The 18,161-nt window shown below is 61.5% G+C and carries 15 protein-coding genes; 5 read left to right on the top strand and 10 right to left on the bottom strand.

The features are described from left to right. Positions 1 to 56: 56 nt before the first annotated feature. Genes ACR3YK_RS03620 through ACR3YK_RS03630 form a run of 3 tightly spaced genes read right to left on the bottom strand, consistent with a single transcriptional unit; the run spans position 57 to position 2,337 of the window. Positions 57 to 1,529, bottom strand: a complete 1,473-nt coding sequence (locus ACR3YK_RS03620; RefSeq protein WP_486175872.1) for a hypothetical protein — start codon at positions 1,527 to 1,529, stop codon at positions 57 to 59. Beyond that, positions 1,526 to 2,110, bottom strand: a complete 585-nt coding sequence (locus tag ACR3YK_RS03625; protein ID WP_486175873.1) for a hypothetical protein — start codon at positions 2,108 to 2,110, stop codon at positions 1,526 to 1,528. Before ACR3YK_RS03625 ends, ACR3YK_RS03620 begins: the two co-directional genes overlap by 4 nt. Further along, positions 2,107 to 2,337, bottom strand: coding sequence for a hypothetical protein (locus tag ACR3YK_RS03630; protein ID WP_486175874.1), 231 nt, complete (start codon positions 2,335 to 2,337; stop codon positions 2,107 to 2,109). The genes ACR3YK_RS03625 and ACR3YK_RS03630 overlap by 4 nt, the downstream gene beginning before the upstream one ends. Positions 2,338 to 2,495: 158 nt before the next feature. On the opposite strand from ACR3YK_RS03630, the gene tdh reads away from it, so the two are divergent. The 4 genes from tdh to ACR3YK_RS03650 all read left to right on the top strand — a co-directional run bounded on the left by tdh (position 2,496) and on the right by ACR3YK_RS03650 (position 6,714). After that, positions 2,496 to 3,521 carry an L-threonine 3-dehydrogenase gene (gene tdh, locus ACR3YK_RS03635; protein ID WP_486175875.1) on the top strand — a complete coding sequence of 342 codons (1,026 nt, stop codon included), beginning with the start codon at positions 2,496 to 2,498 and terminating at the stop codon, positions 3,519 to 3,521. Between the two features lie 98 nt (positions 3,522 to 3,619). Then, positions 3,620 to 4,801 (top strand): glycine C-acetyltransferase, encoded by a 1,182-nt coding sequence (locus ACR3YK_RS03640; RefSeq protein WP_486175876.1) that lies wholly within the window; start codon positions 3,620 to 3,622, stop codon positions 4,799 to 4,801. An 8-nt stretch (positions 4,802 to 4,809) separates the two neighbouring features. Further along, complete coding sequence (locus ACR3YK_RS03645; RefSeq protein WP_486175877.1) at positions 4,810 to 5,586, top strand: GntR family transcriptional regulator; 777 nt, start codon at positions 4,810 to 4,812, stop codon at positions 5,584 to 5,586. A 96-nt stretch (positions 5,587 to 5,682) separates the two neighbouring features. Beyond that, entirely contained in the window at positions 5,683 to 6,714 is a 1,032-nt protein-coding gene (locus ACR3YK_RS03650; RefSeq protein ID WP_486175878.1) for an NADPH:quinone reductase, read from the top strand. Here ACR3YK_RS03650 and ACR3YK_RS03655 read toward each other — a convergent pair. The 7 genes from ACR3YK_RS03655 to ACR3YK_RS03685 all read right to left on the bottom strand — a co-directional run bounded on the left by ACR3YK_RS03655 (position 6,701) and on the right by ACR3YK_RS03685 (position 16,282). Further along, positions 6,701 to 6,991: a hypothetical protein gene (locus ACR3YK_RS03655; protein WP_486175879.1), complete on the bottom strand. Its 291-nt coding sequence runs from the start codon at positions 6,989 to 6,991 to the stop codon at positions 6,701 to 6,703. The two genes, ACR3YK_RS03650 and ACR3YK_RS03655, sit on opposite strands and share 14 nt — an antisense overlap. 741 nt (positions 6,992 to 7,732) lie before the next feature. Then, on the bottom strand, positions 7,733 to 8,323 hold the full coding sequence (locus ACR3YK_RS03660) for a DUF7224 domain-containing protein (protein ID WP_486175880.1): 591 nt from the start codon (positions 8,321 to 8,323) through the stop codon (positions 7,733 to 7,735). A 707-nt stretch (positions 8,324 to 9,030) separates the two neighbouring features. After that, entirely contained in the window at positions 9,031 to 9,774 is a 744-nt protein-coding gene (locus ACR3YK_RS03665; protein ID WP_486175881.1) for an ABC transporter ATP-binding protein, read from the bottom strand. Between the two features lie 674 nt (positions 9,775 to 10,448). Continuing rightward, a complete protein-coding gene (locus ACR3YK_RS03670; RefSeq protein WP_486175882.1) occupies positions 10,449 to 12,407 on the bottom strand; it encodes a glycoside hydrolase family 13 protein in 1,959 nt (652 codons plus the stop codon). After that, positions 12,407 to 13,336, bottom strand: coding sequence for a sugar ABC transporter permease (locus ACR3YK_RS03675; RefSeq protein ID WP_341620640.1), 930 nt, complete (start codon positions 13,334 to 13,336; stop codon positions 12,407 to 12,409). The genes ACR3YK_RS03670 and ACR3YK_RS03675 overlap by 1 nt, the downstream gene beginning before the upstream one ends. Before the next feature lies 1 nt (position 13,337). Further along, on the bottom strand, positions 13,338 to 14,951 hold the full coding sequence (locus ACR3YK_RS03680) for an ABC transporter permease subunit (RefSeq protein ID WP_486175883.1): 1,614 nt from the start codon (positions 14,949 to 14,951) through the stop codon (positions 13,338 to 13,340). A gap of 98 nt (positions 14,952 to 15,049) precedes the next feature. After that, positions 15,050 to 16,282, bottom strand: a complete 1,233-nt coding sequence (locus tag ACR3YK_RS03685; protein WP_486175884.1) for a sugar ABC transporter substrate-binding protein — start codon at positions 16,280 to 16,282, stop codon at positions 15,050 to 15,052. 179 nt (positions 16,283 to 16,461) lie between these two features. On the opposite strand from ACR3YK_RS03685, the gene ACR3YK_RS03690 reads away from it, so the two are divergent. Continuing rightward, the gene (locus tag ACR3YK_RS03690; protein ID WP_486175885.1) at positions 16,462 to 18,132 is read left to right on the top strand and encodes a glycoside hydrolase family 13 protein; all 1,671 of its coding nucleotides are present in this window, start codon (positions 16,462 to 16,464) and stop codon (positions 18,130 to 18,132) included. Positions 18,133 to 18,161 lie beyond the last annotated feature (29 nt).

Below are 18,161 nucleotides of genomic sequence, written 5' to 3' on the forward strand. Positions count from 1 at the left end.
ACGCAAAAGGCGTCGCATCCGCTCCACTTGATCCGGGCACTGCAACGCCACAGTAACTATAGCGACTGCGTGTGTGGCGTCACCCCTGCCGGAACAGGAGCTGCTGCGGCAGACCTACGGCGCCACTGGCCCACGCCGAGAGCAATCAGTATGTAGAAGAGCGCAACGGGAAGAAGCTGAATCCACATGCGATTGAGGGAGTCACCGTCCCCCACGCGATACGCCGCATCACGCAGATACGCCAACAGGAACCCTAAGGGTATGAAGCTTGTCAGCGGAAAACGCAAGTGAACGCTGTGGGGAACGGCGACGAACGACGCCAGCACAAGCAGCGCCGCGATAAACAGGAGAGATAGCCCCCACGAGCCAGCGCCTTCAACTACGTTCGCGAACGTGGCCTTGAGGCTGTCTGCCAGAATTTGGGGGTTGCGAACCGCGAGAACAATCAGGGCCAGCCACAGCATGCCCTCGGCAAGTAACAACACCCAGCGACCGTGGTTCATGAGCGCGGTCCATCCGAGCAAGGGAATGACGGCAAGAATGGCGACGCCAAGCCCGAGGAGACCCCAAATCTCGAACCCCACTGGTTGCTGTTGTGCGAGGTAAACCGCGGCCATGAATGATTGCCATCCCACCGTCGCCACGCCCAAGACAGCCAGCAGAATCGATTTGTGCAGTCTGCTCACCGAACCATCGACAACGATTGGTAACAGCATCAGAGCGACGAGAATGGATGACTCCGCGCGGATAAAAATGAGGGCTCCGACGGCGAGACTCATCGCGGTAATGAGCGCAGTTTTGCTCACGGAATCGCGGGAGACGAGCATCCAACCGCCACCGACCACCACGAGCATGAACAACGCGAACAGCAAGTGCCCATTGAGATAGAAGGCGTGGAACACGAAACGGTTCATCGACACCAGGAACAGCAGCCCGGCACCGATGAGCAGAACTAGCGCCCTCCTGCTCAGGTGAGTCGAGAGCGATTGCCATACCATCCACCCCAGCAGAGCAAGCACGAGCGCCGAAATCAGCGGCGTAATCGACTGAACATAAAGCTCCCCGCCGAGGTTCGCCACCGCGTGAAGCCCCGGCACTCCGATGAGTCGCTTGGGCAACAGAGCAGTCGAAGCGATCGTGATGTTATTGCTCGCGATCAGAGAGCCGTTGAGCAAGTAGTTGAGGCTGTCGTTTGACCACGCCACCTGAGGCATCGCACGGAAGAACACCACGGCACCGATCACACCAGCCACGATGATGCTTGCCCAGAGCGGGCGAAGCGGAAGGTCGGCACCGTGGAACCGGCGCCAGCCCCACACGGCGCCCGGGATCGAGACGGTGAGAATCAGCGTGAGCAGCGGCGAGCTCGTGACGGGAGTCAGAACCTGAAACGCGGTGAAGCAGAGATAGAGCGCGAGGCCAGTGACCGCCCCCAAGATCGGAACCCCGAGCCCCCGAGCGCCGGCAACCTGAACAAGAGCCGCACCGCCCAGAATGAGCGCCAGCACAAAGACAACTTCAAGAATCATTCGCTGAGCCCGCCATTCGGCAGAAGACAATTGTCGACAACCACGAGCGCCAAGCCCGTGTTGCTTTGCGTATCCGCCGCGGTTTCAGCGTCGAGAGGAAGGTGGCCCACGGCGAGTTCCGGGGCTGCATCGTCGGAACAATCTCCGCGGAGGTAAAACGAGTCTTCGAGGCGGTGGCCATGGCCATCACTCACGATTCGTTCCACCGAGCGGATTCTCGGATCGGCACGTAGTTCCTCGAGCGAGGTGAGATCGTGCAAAGAACTAGAGGCAAGCGATACGGTTCTGGCTTTGCCAAACCCCAAGATGAAAGCCCTCAGGCTCACCAGAGCACTTTCGTCATCTGCCGACACCAGCACTTCTGCCCCGGGTTGCTGCGCGGCGATGGCCCAAGGCAGACCGTAGGCACGGTTCACCGGGGCGCTTCGGGACGAAATATCCACAATGTCTGAGCTTGGTTTGCGGTGGATTGCTTCGTAATTATCGGGGGCAACCTCGTCTATCCCCGCGAACTGAACGATGTTGACCACGATGGCGATCGCAAGCACGCCCATCATCGCTAGCCGTGCAGTACCCATCACGCGTTCAGTATATAGAGCGCATATTTCGGGACTACACCGCGCGCTGCCCCGGGAATCACGCTGTATTCGGATGCCGTGGTTGCGGCATCCGAATCGGTGGCCGTGGCCTCGTTCACGGTTTCTACCGCGTCGATCCGGTCACCTGTCCAGCTGAGAGAACCAATGCCCTGCGCGGCCGTACCATCCCATAGCGATATTCCCTCGATGCGCTGGGATATTTCGGTCACGAATGGCTCCTTCAACTTATGATTTGTATGACGCTAGCAGAAGAGTCGCACTTGTAAACAAGTGGCGGTACCCTGAAACACAGCAGCGGACACGTCGAATGAGGTGCGCCACAAGCGCACACCACGCGCCCTGTCGCGCCGCCTGAGAGGAATCAACGATGAAAGCCCTCTACAAGGACAAGGCCGGACCAGGCCTCGTATTGGCCGAACGCCCCGAACCATCGCCCGGTCGCGGCGAGGTGAAAATCAGGGTTGCCCGCACCGGAATTTGTGGCACTGACCTGCATATTGAATCGTGGGATGCGTGGGCCGCTGGCGCCATCAACGCGCCGCTCATCCCCGGCCACGAGTTCTCGGGCCACGTTGTTGAGCTGGGCGAAGGAGTGACCTCCGTCGAGGTCGGCGCCCTCGTCTCCGGCGAAGGCCACGTCGTGTGCGGCCACTGCCGCAACTGTCGTGCCGGCCGCCGCCACCTCTGCAAATTCACGTCAAGCATTGGTGTAAACCGCGACGGCGCCTTTGCCGAGTTCGTCGTGATTCCTGAACAGAACGTCTGGGCGCATCCACTCGACATCGACCCCGAGCTTGCCGCCATCTTCGACCCCCTCGGCAACGCTGTGCACACCGCACTCTCGTTTCCGATGGTCGGCGAAGACGTGCTCATCACGGGTGCCGGGCCGATCGGGCTCATGGCCGCGAAGGTTGCTCGCCACATTGGCGCTCGCCACATCGTGATGACCGACGTGAATGAAGAACGCCTGCAGCTCGCCCGCGACATGGGCGTCGACCTCGCGATTAACGTCTCGACGACCCGCATCGCTGAAGCTCAAGAACAGCTCGGCATGAAAGAGGGCTTCGACATCGGGCTCGAAATGAGCGGTCACCCCACCGCGCTGCCCGAGATGATCAGCAACATGAATCAGGGCGGCCGCATTGCGATGCTCGGCCTGCCCGCCGAACCCATCGGCATCGACTGGGCCACCGTCGTGACCCACATGATCACCATCAAGGGCATCTACGGCCGCGAAATGTTCGAGACCTGGTACGCCATGAACGCCATGGTGCACACCGGTTTGGATGTCTCTGCCGTGGTGACCGACCGCTTCCCCGCCGAACAGTGGGAAGAAGCGTTCGCGACCGCTCGCCGCGGAAACGGCGGCAAGGTCATCATCGACTGGTCGTAGCGCCCGTCGCTTTCGCCACCGGCCCCGGCCCCAGCAATCTCGACCCCAGCGATCGTGGCCCCACCGGCCCACAACCCCACAACTTTCAGGAGCACATCATGTACGGAACAGTTCGCGACCAACTCAACGACACCCTGAGCGAGATCCGCTCGGCTGGCCTCTACAAGACCGAGCGCCAGCTCGACACTGCGCAGGCGGCGCATGTGGAAGCGGGCGGCAAGCCCGTTCTCAACTTCTGCGCCAACAACTACCTCGGCCTTGCCAACCACCCGCGCCTCGTGGCCGCCGCCAAGAATGCCCTCGACGAGTGGGGCTTCGGCATGGCGAGTGTGCGCTTTATCTGCGGCACTCAGACCCAGCACGTTGAGCTCGAGAACCGGCTTTCGGCGCTGCTGAGCATGGAGGCGACCATCCTCTTCCCCTCGTGCTTCGACGCCAACGGCGGCATCTTTGAGGTGCTGCTCGGTGCTGAGGATGCCGTGATTTCGGACGAGCTCAACCACGCCTCGATCATCGACGGCGTTCGCCTCTCGAAGGCGGCTCGCTACCGCTACAAGAACCGGGACATGGCCGACCTCGAAGCGCAGCTGATTGCCGCGAAGGATGCCCGCCGTCGCCTCATCGTCACCGACGGCGTCTTCTCGATGGACGGCTACCTCGCTCCCCTCGAAGCGATCTGCGACCTCGCCGAGCAGTACGACGCGATGGTCATGGTTGACGACTCGCACGCTGTCGGCTTCGTCGGTGAGACCGGAGCCGGAACGCCCGAGCACTGTGGCGTCTCCGACCGCGTCGACATCATCTCGGGCACGCTCGGCAAGGCGCTGGGCGGAGCATCCGGTGGTTACATCAGCGCTCACGCCGAGATCGTCGAGCTGCTGCGCCAGCGCGCACGGCCGTACCTGTTCTCGAATGCCGTCGCACCCTCGGTGGTCGCCGGCTCCATCGAAGCGCTCAACCTCGTGGCCGAAGGCGCCGAGAGCCGCGCCAAGCTGAAGGCCAATGCCGAACAGTTCCGCAGCGGAATGGCCGAGGCCGGGTTCACGCTACTGCCGGGCGAGCATCCCATCATTCCGGTCATGTTTGCCGACGAGCACGAAGCTGTTGCCATGGCGGATGCCCTGCTCGCGCTCGGCGTCTACGTGATCGCTTTCTCGTATCCCGTTGTGCCGTTGGGCAAAGCTCGTATTCGCGTACAGTTGTCGGCTGGACACTCAAGCGAGGACATCAGCCGTTGCGTTGAGGCTTTTGTGGCCGCTCGAGAGTCGATCGCCGCATAGGAGCGCACATGGAAATTACGGTCCCCGAAGGCCGCATCGTCACCGGTTCGCTCACAGAAGACGAGCGAATTCTCAGTGGCGTGCTTCGCCATGTGCGGGAAGCGGCCCGTGACTCCAACTTTCTACTGCCCGGCGAGCTCAAGCTTGCCGAGTGGTTGAATTGCAGCCGCCCCCAGGTTCGGGTGGCGCTCGCGCAGTTGGAGCGTCAGGGAATTGTGATTCGCAGCCAAGGTGCCGCGACCGTCGTTGACCCGGTTGCTCTGCGATTGAGCGCTCGCTTCGAGGCGAGTGTCTCGTACGGTGAAGTGCTCGCGCATATGGGTTACACGCCCTCGGTCGAGATCTTGACGGCCGAAACGATCGAACTTCCCGCCGATCTTGCCCCGCTGCTCTCGCCGCTCAGCACCACCCGCGCCGTGAAGATCGTGTTGCGCTGGTTCGCCGACGACCAGGCCGCGATGGTCGCCGAATACACGATCCCGCTGCCGGCTGGCGAACACGACCCGATTGACCCCACCGACCCGGTCTACGAGTCGGCTAAGAAGCTCTGGGGCGAAGGAATCGCGTGGGAAATCGTGACCGCCGGTGTCGCGCTGCTCGACGACAACTACGCCGACCTCCTTCAGCTCGACAAGGGCACTGAAGCCAAAATGTGGGAGACCATCGGCGTCACCCTCAGCGGCGAGCGCATCTTCTACGCCCTCGAACACCACCACCCCACCCTCGTGATGTACTCCTTCGTGCGCACCATGCGGGCACCGTGGAGCGCGATCCCCGGACACTAGATTTTCTCGCGTGCCGCGGCCAACCGCAGTCGGAGCTCGGATGCTGATCTACTGAGTTTCGGAATTCTGCGGGGGCGCTGGCCTGTTGACCTAGGCATGAGAGCAATTGTTTACCGCGAGACCGGCGACCCCTCTGTACTTCAGTTGGTTGAGCGGCCCACGCTCGAACCCGGAACCGGCGAAGTGCGTGTGCGCATCGTCGTGAGCGGGGTGAACCCGACTGACTGGAAGTCACGGCGCGGTGCGGCATCCGGTCAGGCATTGCCTTTTGATGAGGTTGTTCCCGGCCAGGATGGTGCCGGCATCGTTGAAGCAGTGGGCGATGACGTGCAGCATGTCAGCGTTGGCGACCGCGTGTGGCTCGCCCTTGCGGCGTACCAACGCTCGAACAGCGGCTCGAGCCAAGAGCAGGCTGTGCTGCCTGCCGAACGTGTTTTCGCGCTACCGGCGAGCGCAAGCTTTGACCAGGGCGCGAGCATGGGCGTTCCCGCGATTACCGCGTACCGCGCGCTGACCGTTGCTGAAGACGGACCCGACGAACTGCATCCGACCGCTCTCAGCGGCAAGGTCGTACTCGTTGCCGGTGGAGCCGGCGCTGTCGGTCATGCCGCGATTCAGCTTGCTCGCTGGGCCGGCGCGACCGTCATCACGACCGTGAGCGGACCGACCAAAGCGGCGCTCGCTACCGCCGCTGGCGCTCACCATGTGCTCACCTATACCGACGCCGACGTCGTTGAGCAGATCCGGGCGATTGCGCCCGAAGGCGTCGATCAGGTCGTTGAAGTCGCCCCCGCCCAGAACGCGGAGCTCGACCTCGCGGTCATCCGCAACCGCGGCTCTATCTCTGTCTATGCCAACAACGGCGGCGACGAAGTGACCCTCGATGTGCGCCGTCACTTCGCCCTCAACGTGCGCTACCAATTCGTGCTGCTCTACACCGTCGGCATCGACGCGATTCGTGCCGCCGGCGACACCATCAACATCGCGCTCGCGGATGGTGCGCTCCGCATCGGCGAAGAGACCGGCTTGCCGCTGCACCGCTTCTCACTGGAGCAGACTGCGGATGCCCACGCTCTCGTTGAGAGCGGAGCCGTCGGCAAGGTGCTCATCGACGTTACGGTCGCGTAAGGCTAGCCGGGCTGTAGTCGATGATCTGAAAGCGGCCGCAGTCGATCGTGGTCGAGGCCAGCCGCTCGGCAACCGACGGAAGAGTGAATGGTGCGCTCTGATCGTCAACGATCAGAAACGACACCTCGCGGTCGTCAAAATCTGAACGATCGACCAACCACGCGTAGTCGTGGAGGGCGAAATCGGTCTGGACGAGCTGAGCAGGGTTATCCACATGAGTTTTGACGGCGCGGACACTCCAGAATTGGCCGGCGCCGACCGCGCCTGATGCATTCACCCAATCGACTGCACAACGCAGCGAGGTGCCTTGTTTAGTTGCCCGTAGGGCGGCTGTGGAAGACGTCGCGATGAACAGGACGCCGCCTAGCGTGACCTCAGAGCAGAAAGAATGGCGCGGTCGGCGGGCGGTTGATGCGTCACCCGTAAAACCGTTCACCAAATCGCTGTGCGGAGCGCATAGCAAACACCGAGAAAACCAACAGGACAACGCAAGCTAGCAGTACGTCACTCCCACTCGCTGGCAGCACTGGCCAAGCCCATGGCTGTACCTCGCCTCGAACGCGACCGAAAATGGTACTGATCACTAAGTAGAATGCGGGGACAGTTGGTGCTCTTTTGAGCCCGAACAACGCCTGCCCGAAAAAGAGAAGCGCGGTGTACGCGAGCATATTTCTAGGTGCTGCGAAATCAGAACCGCCCCCACGCAACCACAGTGCGGTGAAGTATGAGACCGCATAGAGCACAGTCGCGCCTACAGCGAACGCGATAAGCAAGTTCGCGTGATTTCTGGAAGAGGTTGCCGCCAAGAGAGGGGAAGCGAGAGATTGTAGGACTCCAAGGCCTATGACTGCAAGGAGAGGGATGACGGCAGTCAGGGGGAGCATCCCAAACGCAGAACCGATATCAATCACAGGAACTGAAATCGCTCCGTCGAGAACGAGAGCCGAGGCGACCCCGAGCAGGACCATCGAGGGTAAGACCACCCCTATCCGCATTGTTTTAGAGAACCACAGCATCATCAGTCCACAATCGGAAGTTCAGGTAACGCCCGCCCGCAGTCACCTAGGGCATCGATGGCATCATCAAGCCAGCGCACTCGGCTCCCTTCGTCAAGCGCGAGAAGTGCGGAAACCGAGTCCGAAGTTGAAGGATCTATGCCGCCAGCCAAAGCATCATCGCGGCCACTAGCCAGTACGTATAGGGCTGCGTCTGCCACGTCGGACACGAGCAGCGCAGGCATTGCATCCCTGTCATCCCTGTCGCAGACGTCGCCTTCCTCGCGCTGAGGGGTGATCGATGAGACGAGCGAACGAACGACAGCCTCTGAGCTGAAGTCGCGGCGATAAATCACGCTCAACGTGCCAGGTGCGACGTCAGTTAAGGAGCCAGAGACACGCTCAGGAGTATCGATTCCAGCGTCCTTGAGCCTAGTCAGAGCATCTGATATTACATCTACTGGGTCTGTAACCGTGTCCCAAAGTTGTTCAGGAAAAAGACACACTTCCGCAGGACTTGACTGAACGCAGAGCAGGTCAGCTTGGCTCCTTGGAGGCGACGGGTAGGGTCCAAGATCCTTGGCGATAGTGAGCGCCACAAGAGTTGACGCCATTAAAACGCTCAGTGCTCCGACTACGCTGCCCACTCTATGCTTGCTATGGCGTGTAATCGAAATCAGCCAAAGCAAACAAAGCACGCCTCCACTCGAGAATAGAAGCACAGCAAACGGGGCCTGCCAAGGCAGTTCAGCGTAGACCGTACAACAGCCGGAGATGGCCAGTCCGGAAAGATACCGAAGTGGGATGAACGACACTGCCCAGGTGAATCCCAACCACACATAGGACAAGACCAATGCCGACGGTCCGGACGCGGCTGCTGGCAAAAGCAGCCCGATACCGTACCCCATAGCTGCATGGAAACTAATCATCCCCAGCCAAGCCACAATAACCTCGATCGGGAACCGCCCCGGGGATCCCCACGAGCCGCTCGCAGCCGCAACGAGTCCGGCGGCTTGCAGCACAACTGCCAACACAAGGCTCGGCCACAATGACGACCATGCGATCTCTATACCCGAGCGGACCGGAGACAACCTCAGAATGAGTCCCCGGCGTGCGCGGCTCGCCACCAAAGCTGAAGAGAGTGCGGCGAACGTGCACGAAAACATCGTAAACACAGTTGCCGAGCTAACTACTCCGACCCAATAGCCGCTTGCGTCTGCACGTGGTCCCTGCAGTGCGGCATAGAGTACAACTAAGACCAACCAAGGTAAGAACAACAACGTCGCCGGGTGCGTGATAATCGGAAAGATAGGCCTAAACACTAAACCGTACCTGCCCAGTAGATATAGGCTTTTTGTACACGCTCAGCATCGTTCCCGCCAGATTCAACTGCATCGACATATTCCGTCATCGTTCCTGCGAAGCGGATCTGTCCATCGTTTAACACCACGACAAATCGAAATGCCGTGAGCGCATCTTCTGTGTCGTGGGAAGAAACGACAATCGTTCGTTCGTCGCCCAACTGGCCCAGTAGAGAACGAAAGTTATGCCGCTGGGCTGGGTCGAGGTTAGCTGTCGGCTCGTCCATCAAAATAACACGTGCGTCGTGAACCAATGCGCCCGCAATACCAAGCCGCCGGAGTTGGCCGCCAGAGAGCGTCTTGACCGGATCAGCTTCCTCGTCTGCAAGTGACACCATCCGAAGCGCTCGCGTTGCAGCCGTCCATGCATCCGACCGTGTCATTCCCTTTAGCCATCCGCCCAATGCGACGTGCTCTCGCAGGGTGAGATTCGGGTACGGAACTACAGTCTGTGGGAGCCACGCCACGGCGCTCCGATAGTCCCGCAACGCACGTCGCCCAGGACCTGGGCTGCCGACTCCGTCGACAGAAACCAGGCCTTGGGCGGGGCGCCGCACCGAGGCGAGCAGCTCAAGGAGAGTTGATTTTCCAGCTCCGTTTGGGCCCAAGAGCAACGTCGAACCGGCTCGTATGTCAAGATCTAACGCGTGGAGAACGCGACGTTTACCATATGAGAAAGAGACTTGCTCTGCTCGAATCGGCATAGAAGTAAGATACTCCGTACGTCGTCTAGTAGGACGCGTAGAAGGATCCGTTCAGATAAGCATTAGCAAAACTGTCGTTAATTTTGCCAAACTTCCAGTAGAACGAACTGTCTCGGAGCGTGTACGAGGTACTGCTTTCGTACCAGGTTGAGCTGGTACAACCCGAGAGGTTTCGATAGGAGCCCACAAGCGCGTCAGGGAGTGCGCCCCATTGGTCCCACAACCCGACCTGCATGCTGCTCAACGCTGTACCGTTGGTGAGGTTGCACCCGCTGAATTGAACAACAGTGTTCTTGCTATCGTACTGATGATCCGTCCAGCTCTGGGACGCGAACCCAGGATTCGCATCAGTGAAGCTCCCACTACGCGAACCTTCGGCGAATGCCGGTGCGGCGACTAAAGCGCCAGCTAACGCCAGACTGGTACTCCAAAGGGCCACTCGTGAGCCACGATTGACTTTCATTGGACCCCTTTCCTTCGCAAGTAAGCGAAAACATCTCAAATAAAACAATAGAGAGTTTTTCTCTGCAATGAAAGTGTCTGGAATGAATCCCGCGAAGAATCCACTTCAGGCACGTGCGAAGTAGGCGATGTGTGGCTACGACGCTCACAACCGACTTCCTCAGATTTCTGGTAGCTCGTTAAAGTAGCGTCCAGACGTGGGGAACGCTCTGCTAGTCCAGTTCCGTCGGATACTCGACGCCAGGCAAAGTCCAGATAGCGCAGGTGCGGGTGGCCGCCGAGAGCGTGAGCCCGGCGGCGGAGGATGCCAGAGTCGCGTCGCCGGAGAGGAACGCGGGGCTCGCAACATCCGCCCCCAGCTCAACGCCGAGAGCATTGGCTGGCAGAGTCACCGTCAGCGGCGAGCGCGCGACAACCACCAGAACGGTGGCGGCGGCATCCTCGCGTACGAAGACGAGGGCATCATCCGCAACGTGCAACCAGCGCAGGCCGCCGTGCGAGAGCGTGGGCAGCTCGCGCCGCAGCGCGATTAGCTGGCGATAAACGTCGAGCGTGAGCGCAACGGCGGGGTCGGTTTCGGTTCCCCACGGGAGGGGCGTGCGCGACATTTCACCGTCGTCACCGCTGAGACCGAACTCGTCGCCGGCAAAGACGACGGGCACTCCCGGCAGCGTCACGGAGAGAGCTAAAGCGAGCGGCACGTTTTCGGCCGGCGCATGCGTGCGGAACCGCGCGGTGTCGTGAGTGTCGAGCGCGTTCATGTTGCCGAGCCGGATGCGCCACGGAATGCTGGCCGTGAACCGCACCGTCATCTCCGCGAAGTCGCGCGCGCTGTAGTTCGGAATGCCGCCGATGGGCTGCCCGAAGAACCACGCCTCGGGGTCGATCGAACCATCCGCCGTGACGTGAGAGGTGTCACCGGGTTCGGTGAGCCAGCCCCACACCGGCCGCGTGAACGAGGGATACGTCATCGCCCCGTGCCACGCATCACCCTGCAGATCGCTCGCGGCATCGTTCGTCGACTCCGCCAGCAGCACCGTGTCCGGGTTCACGTCTTCCATGGTGCGACGGATGATCTGCCGCACCTCCTCGTTGAGATCCTCAGCACCCATCCGGCCGGTCATATTCGCGACATCCACGCGCCAACCGTCGAAGTTGTAGGGCTCTTTGAGCCAGTGCGCGACGACCGAATCGTCACCCTCGATGAAGCGCCGACGCAGTTCGGTCGAGTTCCAGTTGAACTTCGGCAGGCTCTGCGTGCCCAACCAGCCGACATACTCGGTGTGCTCATCGTTCGTGAAGTAGTAGAAGTCCCCCTCGGGCGCATCGGGTTTTCCGAGCGCGGCCTGGAACCACTCGTGCGCGTCGCCCGAGTGATTCGTCGTGAGGTCACCGATGACTTTGAGGCCGCGAGCGTGGGCCTCGCCCACCAGACGGATCAGCGCTTCGCGCCCGCCCAACAGCTCATCGACATCCACAAAGCTCGACGCGTCGTAGCGATGATTCGAGCGCGCAGGGAAGATCGGCGTGAGATACAGCATCGTCACACCGAGGTCGGTCAGGTGATCGAGGTGCTCGGTGATGCCGTCGAGGTCTCCCCCATAGAACTGCTTCGAGCGGCCGGGCAGCACCGGGTCAACCGGCTCGTCCCAGCGCGCAGCAATCGCCCACTCGGGCTTGGCGTGAGCATCGGCGGCGGATGACCGGGCAAAGCGATCGGGGAACACCTGGTACATCACGGTCTCCGCCAACCACTCGGGAGCAGCCGGAGTGGCGAGCAGCGCAAAGTCTTCGGAGTCAAGCGTTTCGATCGAGTGCAGACCGCTCTGGTTGAGCCACTCGGTGCGGCCAGCGTTGCCGCGGCCAGCGGGCGCTGCCTCTGCCTCAGAGGCCCCCGCCCCAGCCTCGTGCACGAGCAACCACCGATAACCATGTCGCGGATTCTCGACCACGATGTCGGCCTGCCACCAGTCCCAGCCGGCGGCGGTTCCGGTGAGGCGAGCATCCGTCCAGCGCGGTTCGTGGTCGGGATTCTCGCGCACGCGCACAGCCTTCAGCGGGCCGTAGCCGACCGGCACGCGAAGGCGCAGCGTGACGGTGTCGCCGATCGCGGGCGTCTGGGTAGAGACGTGCAGCGCTGAGCCATCGTGATGCGGGAGAAGGGCATCCATTACTTCACGCTTCCTGCGGTGAGACCACCGACGATGTACTTCTGCAGGAACAAAAACAGGGTCATCACGGGGATGGCCGCGAGCACGGCGCCGGCCGCAAAGATGCTCCAGTTTCGCGAGAACTCTTGCGACACGAACTGGTAAAGGCCAACCGCGAGGGTTTGCTTGTCGGGGTCGATCAGCACGATGCTCGCGATCACGAACTCACTCGTGGTTCCCACAAACGAGAGCAGACCGACGACCGCCAAGATCGGCGCAACGAGGCGCAGGATGATCGTGAAGAAGATGCGCGCATGACCGGCACCATCGATCTTCGCCGCCTCGTCAATGGATGACGGAACCGTGTTGAAGAACCCGTACATCAGGTAGGTATTCACTCCGAGCGCGCCACCGAGGTAGACCATGATGAGCCCGATCTGGCTGTTGAGGCCGATTGCGGGGAAGATTTCGGAGATGCCGGAGAGCAGCAAGAAGATCGCGACGACCGCGAGAAGCTGCGGAAACATCTGCACGAGCAGCAGGGTGAGCAGACCGACGCGTCGGCCGATGAAGCGCATGCGCGAAAACGCATATGCCGCGAGGGCGCCGAGAAAGACAGTGCCGAGCGACGAGATTCCGCCGATCAACAGGGTGTTGCCGAACCAGGCTGCGTAGGGCTGCTGGGGGCGGTTGAAGAGGTCGACGTAGCTTTGAAAACTGAAGTTTGAAAACAGCGAATTGGCCGTCACGAGCGTGCCGCCCGGGTTGAGCGAGGCGCTAAACACGTACAGCAGCGGGAAGGCGGCGAAGATCGACATGGCGATACCCACGAGGTGACGCCAGCCGGTCTCGCGGAAGTAGCGCTTGAAGGGCCGCTTCGGGTGACCGACGACGACGGCATCCGGGTCGATCACGGCATCCGGATTGTGGTGCTGAGTTGCTGTAGTCATCTCAGTTCAACTCCTCAAGCGACTTGGTTCGACGGAAACTGATGATCGAAATACCCGCCACCAGAATGAAGATGATGATCGCGAAGGCACTCGCCAAGCCGTAATCTCGGTTGGCTCCCACGAAGGCAACCTTGTAGACCATCGAAATCAGGATGTCCGTGGCACCAACATTCACGCCCGCGGAGACATCGCGCGGCCCGCCATTGGTGAGCATGTAGATGAGGTTGAAGTTGTTGAAGTTGAACGCGAACGAGGAGATCAACAGCGGTGCGACTGAGACTAGAAGCAGCGGTAACTTCACGAATCTGAAGATCGCCCAGGGCTTCGCGCCATCCACCGTCGCGGCTTCGGTGAGCTCTTCGGGAATCGCCTGCAGCGCGCCCGTCGTCACCAAGAACATGTATGGGAAGCCCAGCCACAGGTTCACGAACAGCACCGAGCCCTTGGCTAGCCACTCGTTTGTGAGCCACGGCACTTCGGCCCCGCCCAAGAGCACCGTGTTGATGAAGCCGAACTCTTGGTTCATCATTCCGGCCCAGACGAGCGCCGAGAGGAAGCCCGGGAAGGCGTACGGCAAGATCATGATGATCCGGTAGTACTTGCGGCTCTTCATCCGTTTGTCGTTGAACACGATCGCCAAGAACAGCCCGAGCGCGAAGGTCGTGAACACCGAAAGGAAGGCAAACGCGAACGTCCACACCGTCACGCTAATCAGCGGACCACGGATGGATTCCTCACTGAATGCGCGAATGAAGTTGTCGAAGCCGACATCAATTTTCCATCCCGGCAGCAGCTCTTGGCCGGCATCCGAGGTGAAGGCACCCGTGCCGATATCGGAGTAGACGGTGCCGGAGTTCGTGTCACGCATCGTGCCCGCGGCCTCGTCGTACTCGAGCGAGGAGGTGTAGAGGAAGGCGCTCGACCCGTCTGGGGTGCGCAGCATTCCGTCGTTGGGGTCGTCGGTGAGGGGCACGCTGATGGCGGCGATCTCGGTTTGCTTCGCGATGATGTCTTGGAAGCCGAGCGAGGTGTAGCCGTTGAGCCCGACGGCGACTCCGCCCTCGAGCTGCGCGTTACGCACGTCTTCAAGGGGGCGCTCATTGCCACCGATGCTCACGCTGCCATCGGGTTCGGTAACGAGGAAGGAGATTTCGCCCAGCTGCTCAAGCACCGTCAGCTTGTAGCTGGGTGAGTCCTCGACTCGGTTTTGAGACGAGAGCAACAGCGCGTTGACCGCATCTTCTTTGGTGGAGTTGTGGCCCGTGCCGTAGTTCGTGAAGGCGATATAGCCCGAGTAGAGCAACACAAAAATCTGGAAGATCGCGAGAAAGATTAAGCCGGGTGCCAGGTACTTGGCGGGCAGCTTGCCGCGGGAGAAGTAGATCCAGTTGACGAGCAACGTCACAGCGGCGACAAGGCCGGCAACAAGCCACGATTCGCTGCGCACGAGCACAAAGAGCGAGTAGATCGCGATGGCGTCGACGACACCGAGGCCGAGAATTTTGGCGGCGACGACTTTCCAGCCACCGGAGGCGGCATCCGCAATTCTGGTTGCTCGTTTGGAGCGGGCTGACTGCCGGAGGGGTCCGGGGTCAGTCTGAGGGGAAGTCGTCACGAGGGTTCTCCGTTGAAGACGTGGGGTTCGCTTGTACGGCGAGAAAGTAAAGGGGGAAGGAAGTGGCCGCCCGCTTGCAGACGGACGGCCACCGTGCGCTATCCAGCGATAGCGGTTTGAATGTCGCCCGACATCTTCTGCCAGAGCGAAGTGGGGTCACCACCGTTGATGATGGCGGCTTCGGTTACGCCCCAGAACTCCCACACGGCTCCCATGGCGGGAATCGAGGGCATGGGTACGGCGTTCTCACCGACGGTGCCGAAGCCGGCAACGATCGGGTCAGCGCTAGCCGCTTCGAAGGATGCCGTGAGTGCCGGTGCGCGACCGCCGACTTCAAAGAGTGCGGTCTGCACTTCTTCGCTGCCCATGTAGTTCACGATGAACTCGTTGGCGGCCAGAGCGTTCTCGCTCTTGGCGCTGACGAAGAAGCCCTGCACGCCTACGAAGGGCTGAGCGTCTTCTCCCCCGGCGGAGGGGATCGGGTCGATCGCCACGTCGATGCCTGCTTCGACGGCGGCGGGAACGTTCCACGGTCCGGTCAGGTAGAAGGGTGCCTCGCCTGCGACGAACTTCTCTTTGGCAAGATCGCCAGTGATGTTCGTGTTGAGCACTCCTGCTGCACCCTGTTCCGCGAGCCAGGCGGCGAACTCGTCACCGCCAGCGTTGCCGATTTCGAGCGCTTCAGCGTCGTACCCTCCGTCTGCGTCGGTGCCGAATACGGGAGCACCGAACGAGGTCTGGAAGGGGTAAAGGTGGTACGGATCAGCCGCTTCAGGGTCGAGGCCGACCAAGAACGGGTACTCGGTTCCGGCAGCTTCGCCCATCGTGACCATCTCGTCGAAGGTCGCAGGGGTGCTGGGAGCGAGGGCAGTGTTGCGCACGAGCGCAATGTTCTCGATTGAGTATGGGACACCGTAGACCTGGCCTTCGTAGCTCATGGCCGTGACGCCGACTGCTTGAAAGTCGTCAGCCTTGTCGCCAAGCTCAACGGGAGCGACGACACCGTTGGTCACGAACGTGCCGAGCCAGTCGTGGGCGCCGATCACAATGTCCGGTCCCTTGCCGGTGGGCACTTGCGCGACGAACTGGTCGCGAATGTCACCGAACTCTTTTTGAACGAGCTTGACCTCGACTCCGGTCTCAGCGGTGAAGTCGGCCGCGGCGTCTTTCAGCACGGCGGCGCGGTCGGCGTCAACCCAGACGGTTAGCGCTTCGCCGGTTCCGGCGGCGTTGTTTGCGTCGTCAGATGCTGCTGTGCATCCGGTCAAAACGAGGGATGCAGTAACGGTGAGCGCGCCTACGGCCCACAGTCCTCTCTTGGTCACCTTCATTGGTGGCTGCCTTTCGTCAGTGAAAGCATTGCAAACTGCAAGCGCTTCCATGTATACCTCTTATAGACAGCATTGAGCAAGCATCTCTTCCGGAAGTTCGGGATGTTTCGGAGGAAGAATTGGGGAGAACGATGTGGAAGCGCTTAGATTCTGACGCGAATCGCGATAGTGTGGCGGCTATGACTTCCGTGCTCCCGCACACCGAATGGTGGCGTTCCGCAGTGATTTATCAGATCTACCCGCGGTCATTCGCCGACGCGAACGGTGACGGGATGGGCGATTTGCTCGGCATCCGCGACCGCCTCTCGGAGCTCGCTGAGCTAGGCATCGATGCCGTCTGGCTCTCGCCGTTCTACACCTCGCCACAGAAGGATGCCGGCTACGACGTCGCGGATTACTGCGACGTCGATCCTCTCTTTGGCACGCTCGACGACTTCGACTCGATGACGAGTCGCGCCCACGAGCTGGGACTGCGCGTGATCGTTGACCTCGTGCCCAATCACTCGTCGAGCGAGCATCCGTGGTTCCACGAAGCACTTGCCGCGGGCCCCGGCAGCCCCGAGCGCGATCGCTACATGTTCCGCGATGGTCTCGGCGAAAATGGCGAGCTGCCGCCCAACAACTGGCAGTCGGTGTTCGGCGGCGACGCGTGGACCCGCACCACGAACCCCGATGGCACGCCCGGGCAGTGGTACCTGCACCTCTTCGACAGCACCCAGCCCGACTTCAACTGGGAGAACCGCTGGGTTCGCGATCAGTTCGGCGACGTGTTGCGCTTCTGGCTCGATCGTGGCGTTGACGGTTTCCGGGTGGATGTCGCCCACGGCATGATCAAGGCTGACGGCCTTCCCGACTGGACTGCCCCGCTCGCCGGCGGCAGCATGGGCGGCGCCGGCACGACGGATGCCGACAACGCCGCAACCCGCGCGCCGTTCTGGGCGCAAGACGGCGTTCACGAGATCTACCGGGAGTGGCGCGAGATTCTCGATAGCTACGAGGGTGAGCGCATCCTTGCCGCTGAAGCGTGGGTCGACCCGCTCACCGACATGGCCAAGTGGGTGCGCCCCGATGAAATGCATCAGGCCTTCAACTTTCCGTACCTCGAGACGCCGTGGGCTGCCGGCCCGCTGCGTTCCGTGATCGACGCGTCAATCAGCGCGTTCTCCGCGGTCGAAGCCCCCAGCACGTGGGTTCTCTCGAACCACGATGTTGTGCGCCACGCGTCGCGTCTCGCACTGACCGCCGAAAACCCGCAGGGTCACGGCATCGGGCCGCGCTCGGCCGGGCTACCGATTCCTGAACTCGGCCTTCGCCGTGCTCGTGCCGCGAGCGCGCTCATGCTTGCCCTTCCGGGCAGCGCGTATATCTATCAGGGAGAAGAACTCGGGCTGCCCGAGGTCATCGATCTCCCCGACGAGGCCCGCCAAGACCCCACTTGGTTCCGCACCAACGGTGAACGGTACGGTCGCGACGGGTGCCGTGTGCCGATTCCGTGGGAGGCTGCTTCGCCCTCGTACGGTTTCGGACCCTCGGATGCCGCGTGGTTGCCGCAACCCGCCGAATGGGCAACTCTCGCCCGCGATATTCAACGCCACGACGACACCTCAACACTCTCGCTGTACCGTCACGCTCTCGCCCTTCGCCGCGCTCACGAGCTGGCCAGCGGTGAGCTCGAATGGCTCGAATCTGGCTCCGAAGCAGTGCTCGCCTTCCGCAGCGGCGATGTCGCCGTCTACGCCAATACCGGCGACACCGCAGTGCCGCTGCCCGCCGGTGACGTGCTGCTGGCCAGCACTCCCCTCGCCGATTCCGAGTTGCCCGCCGACACGACCGTGTGGCTGCGGGCCTGAACCGGTCGAGTACCGAATAGCCGGGACTG

The sequence above is a fragment of the Salinibacterium sp. 10G20-15 genome (genome assembly GCF_057365065.1).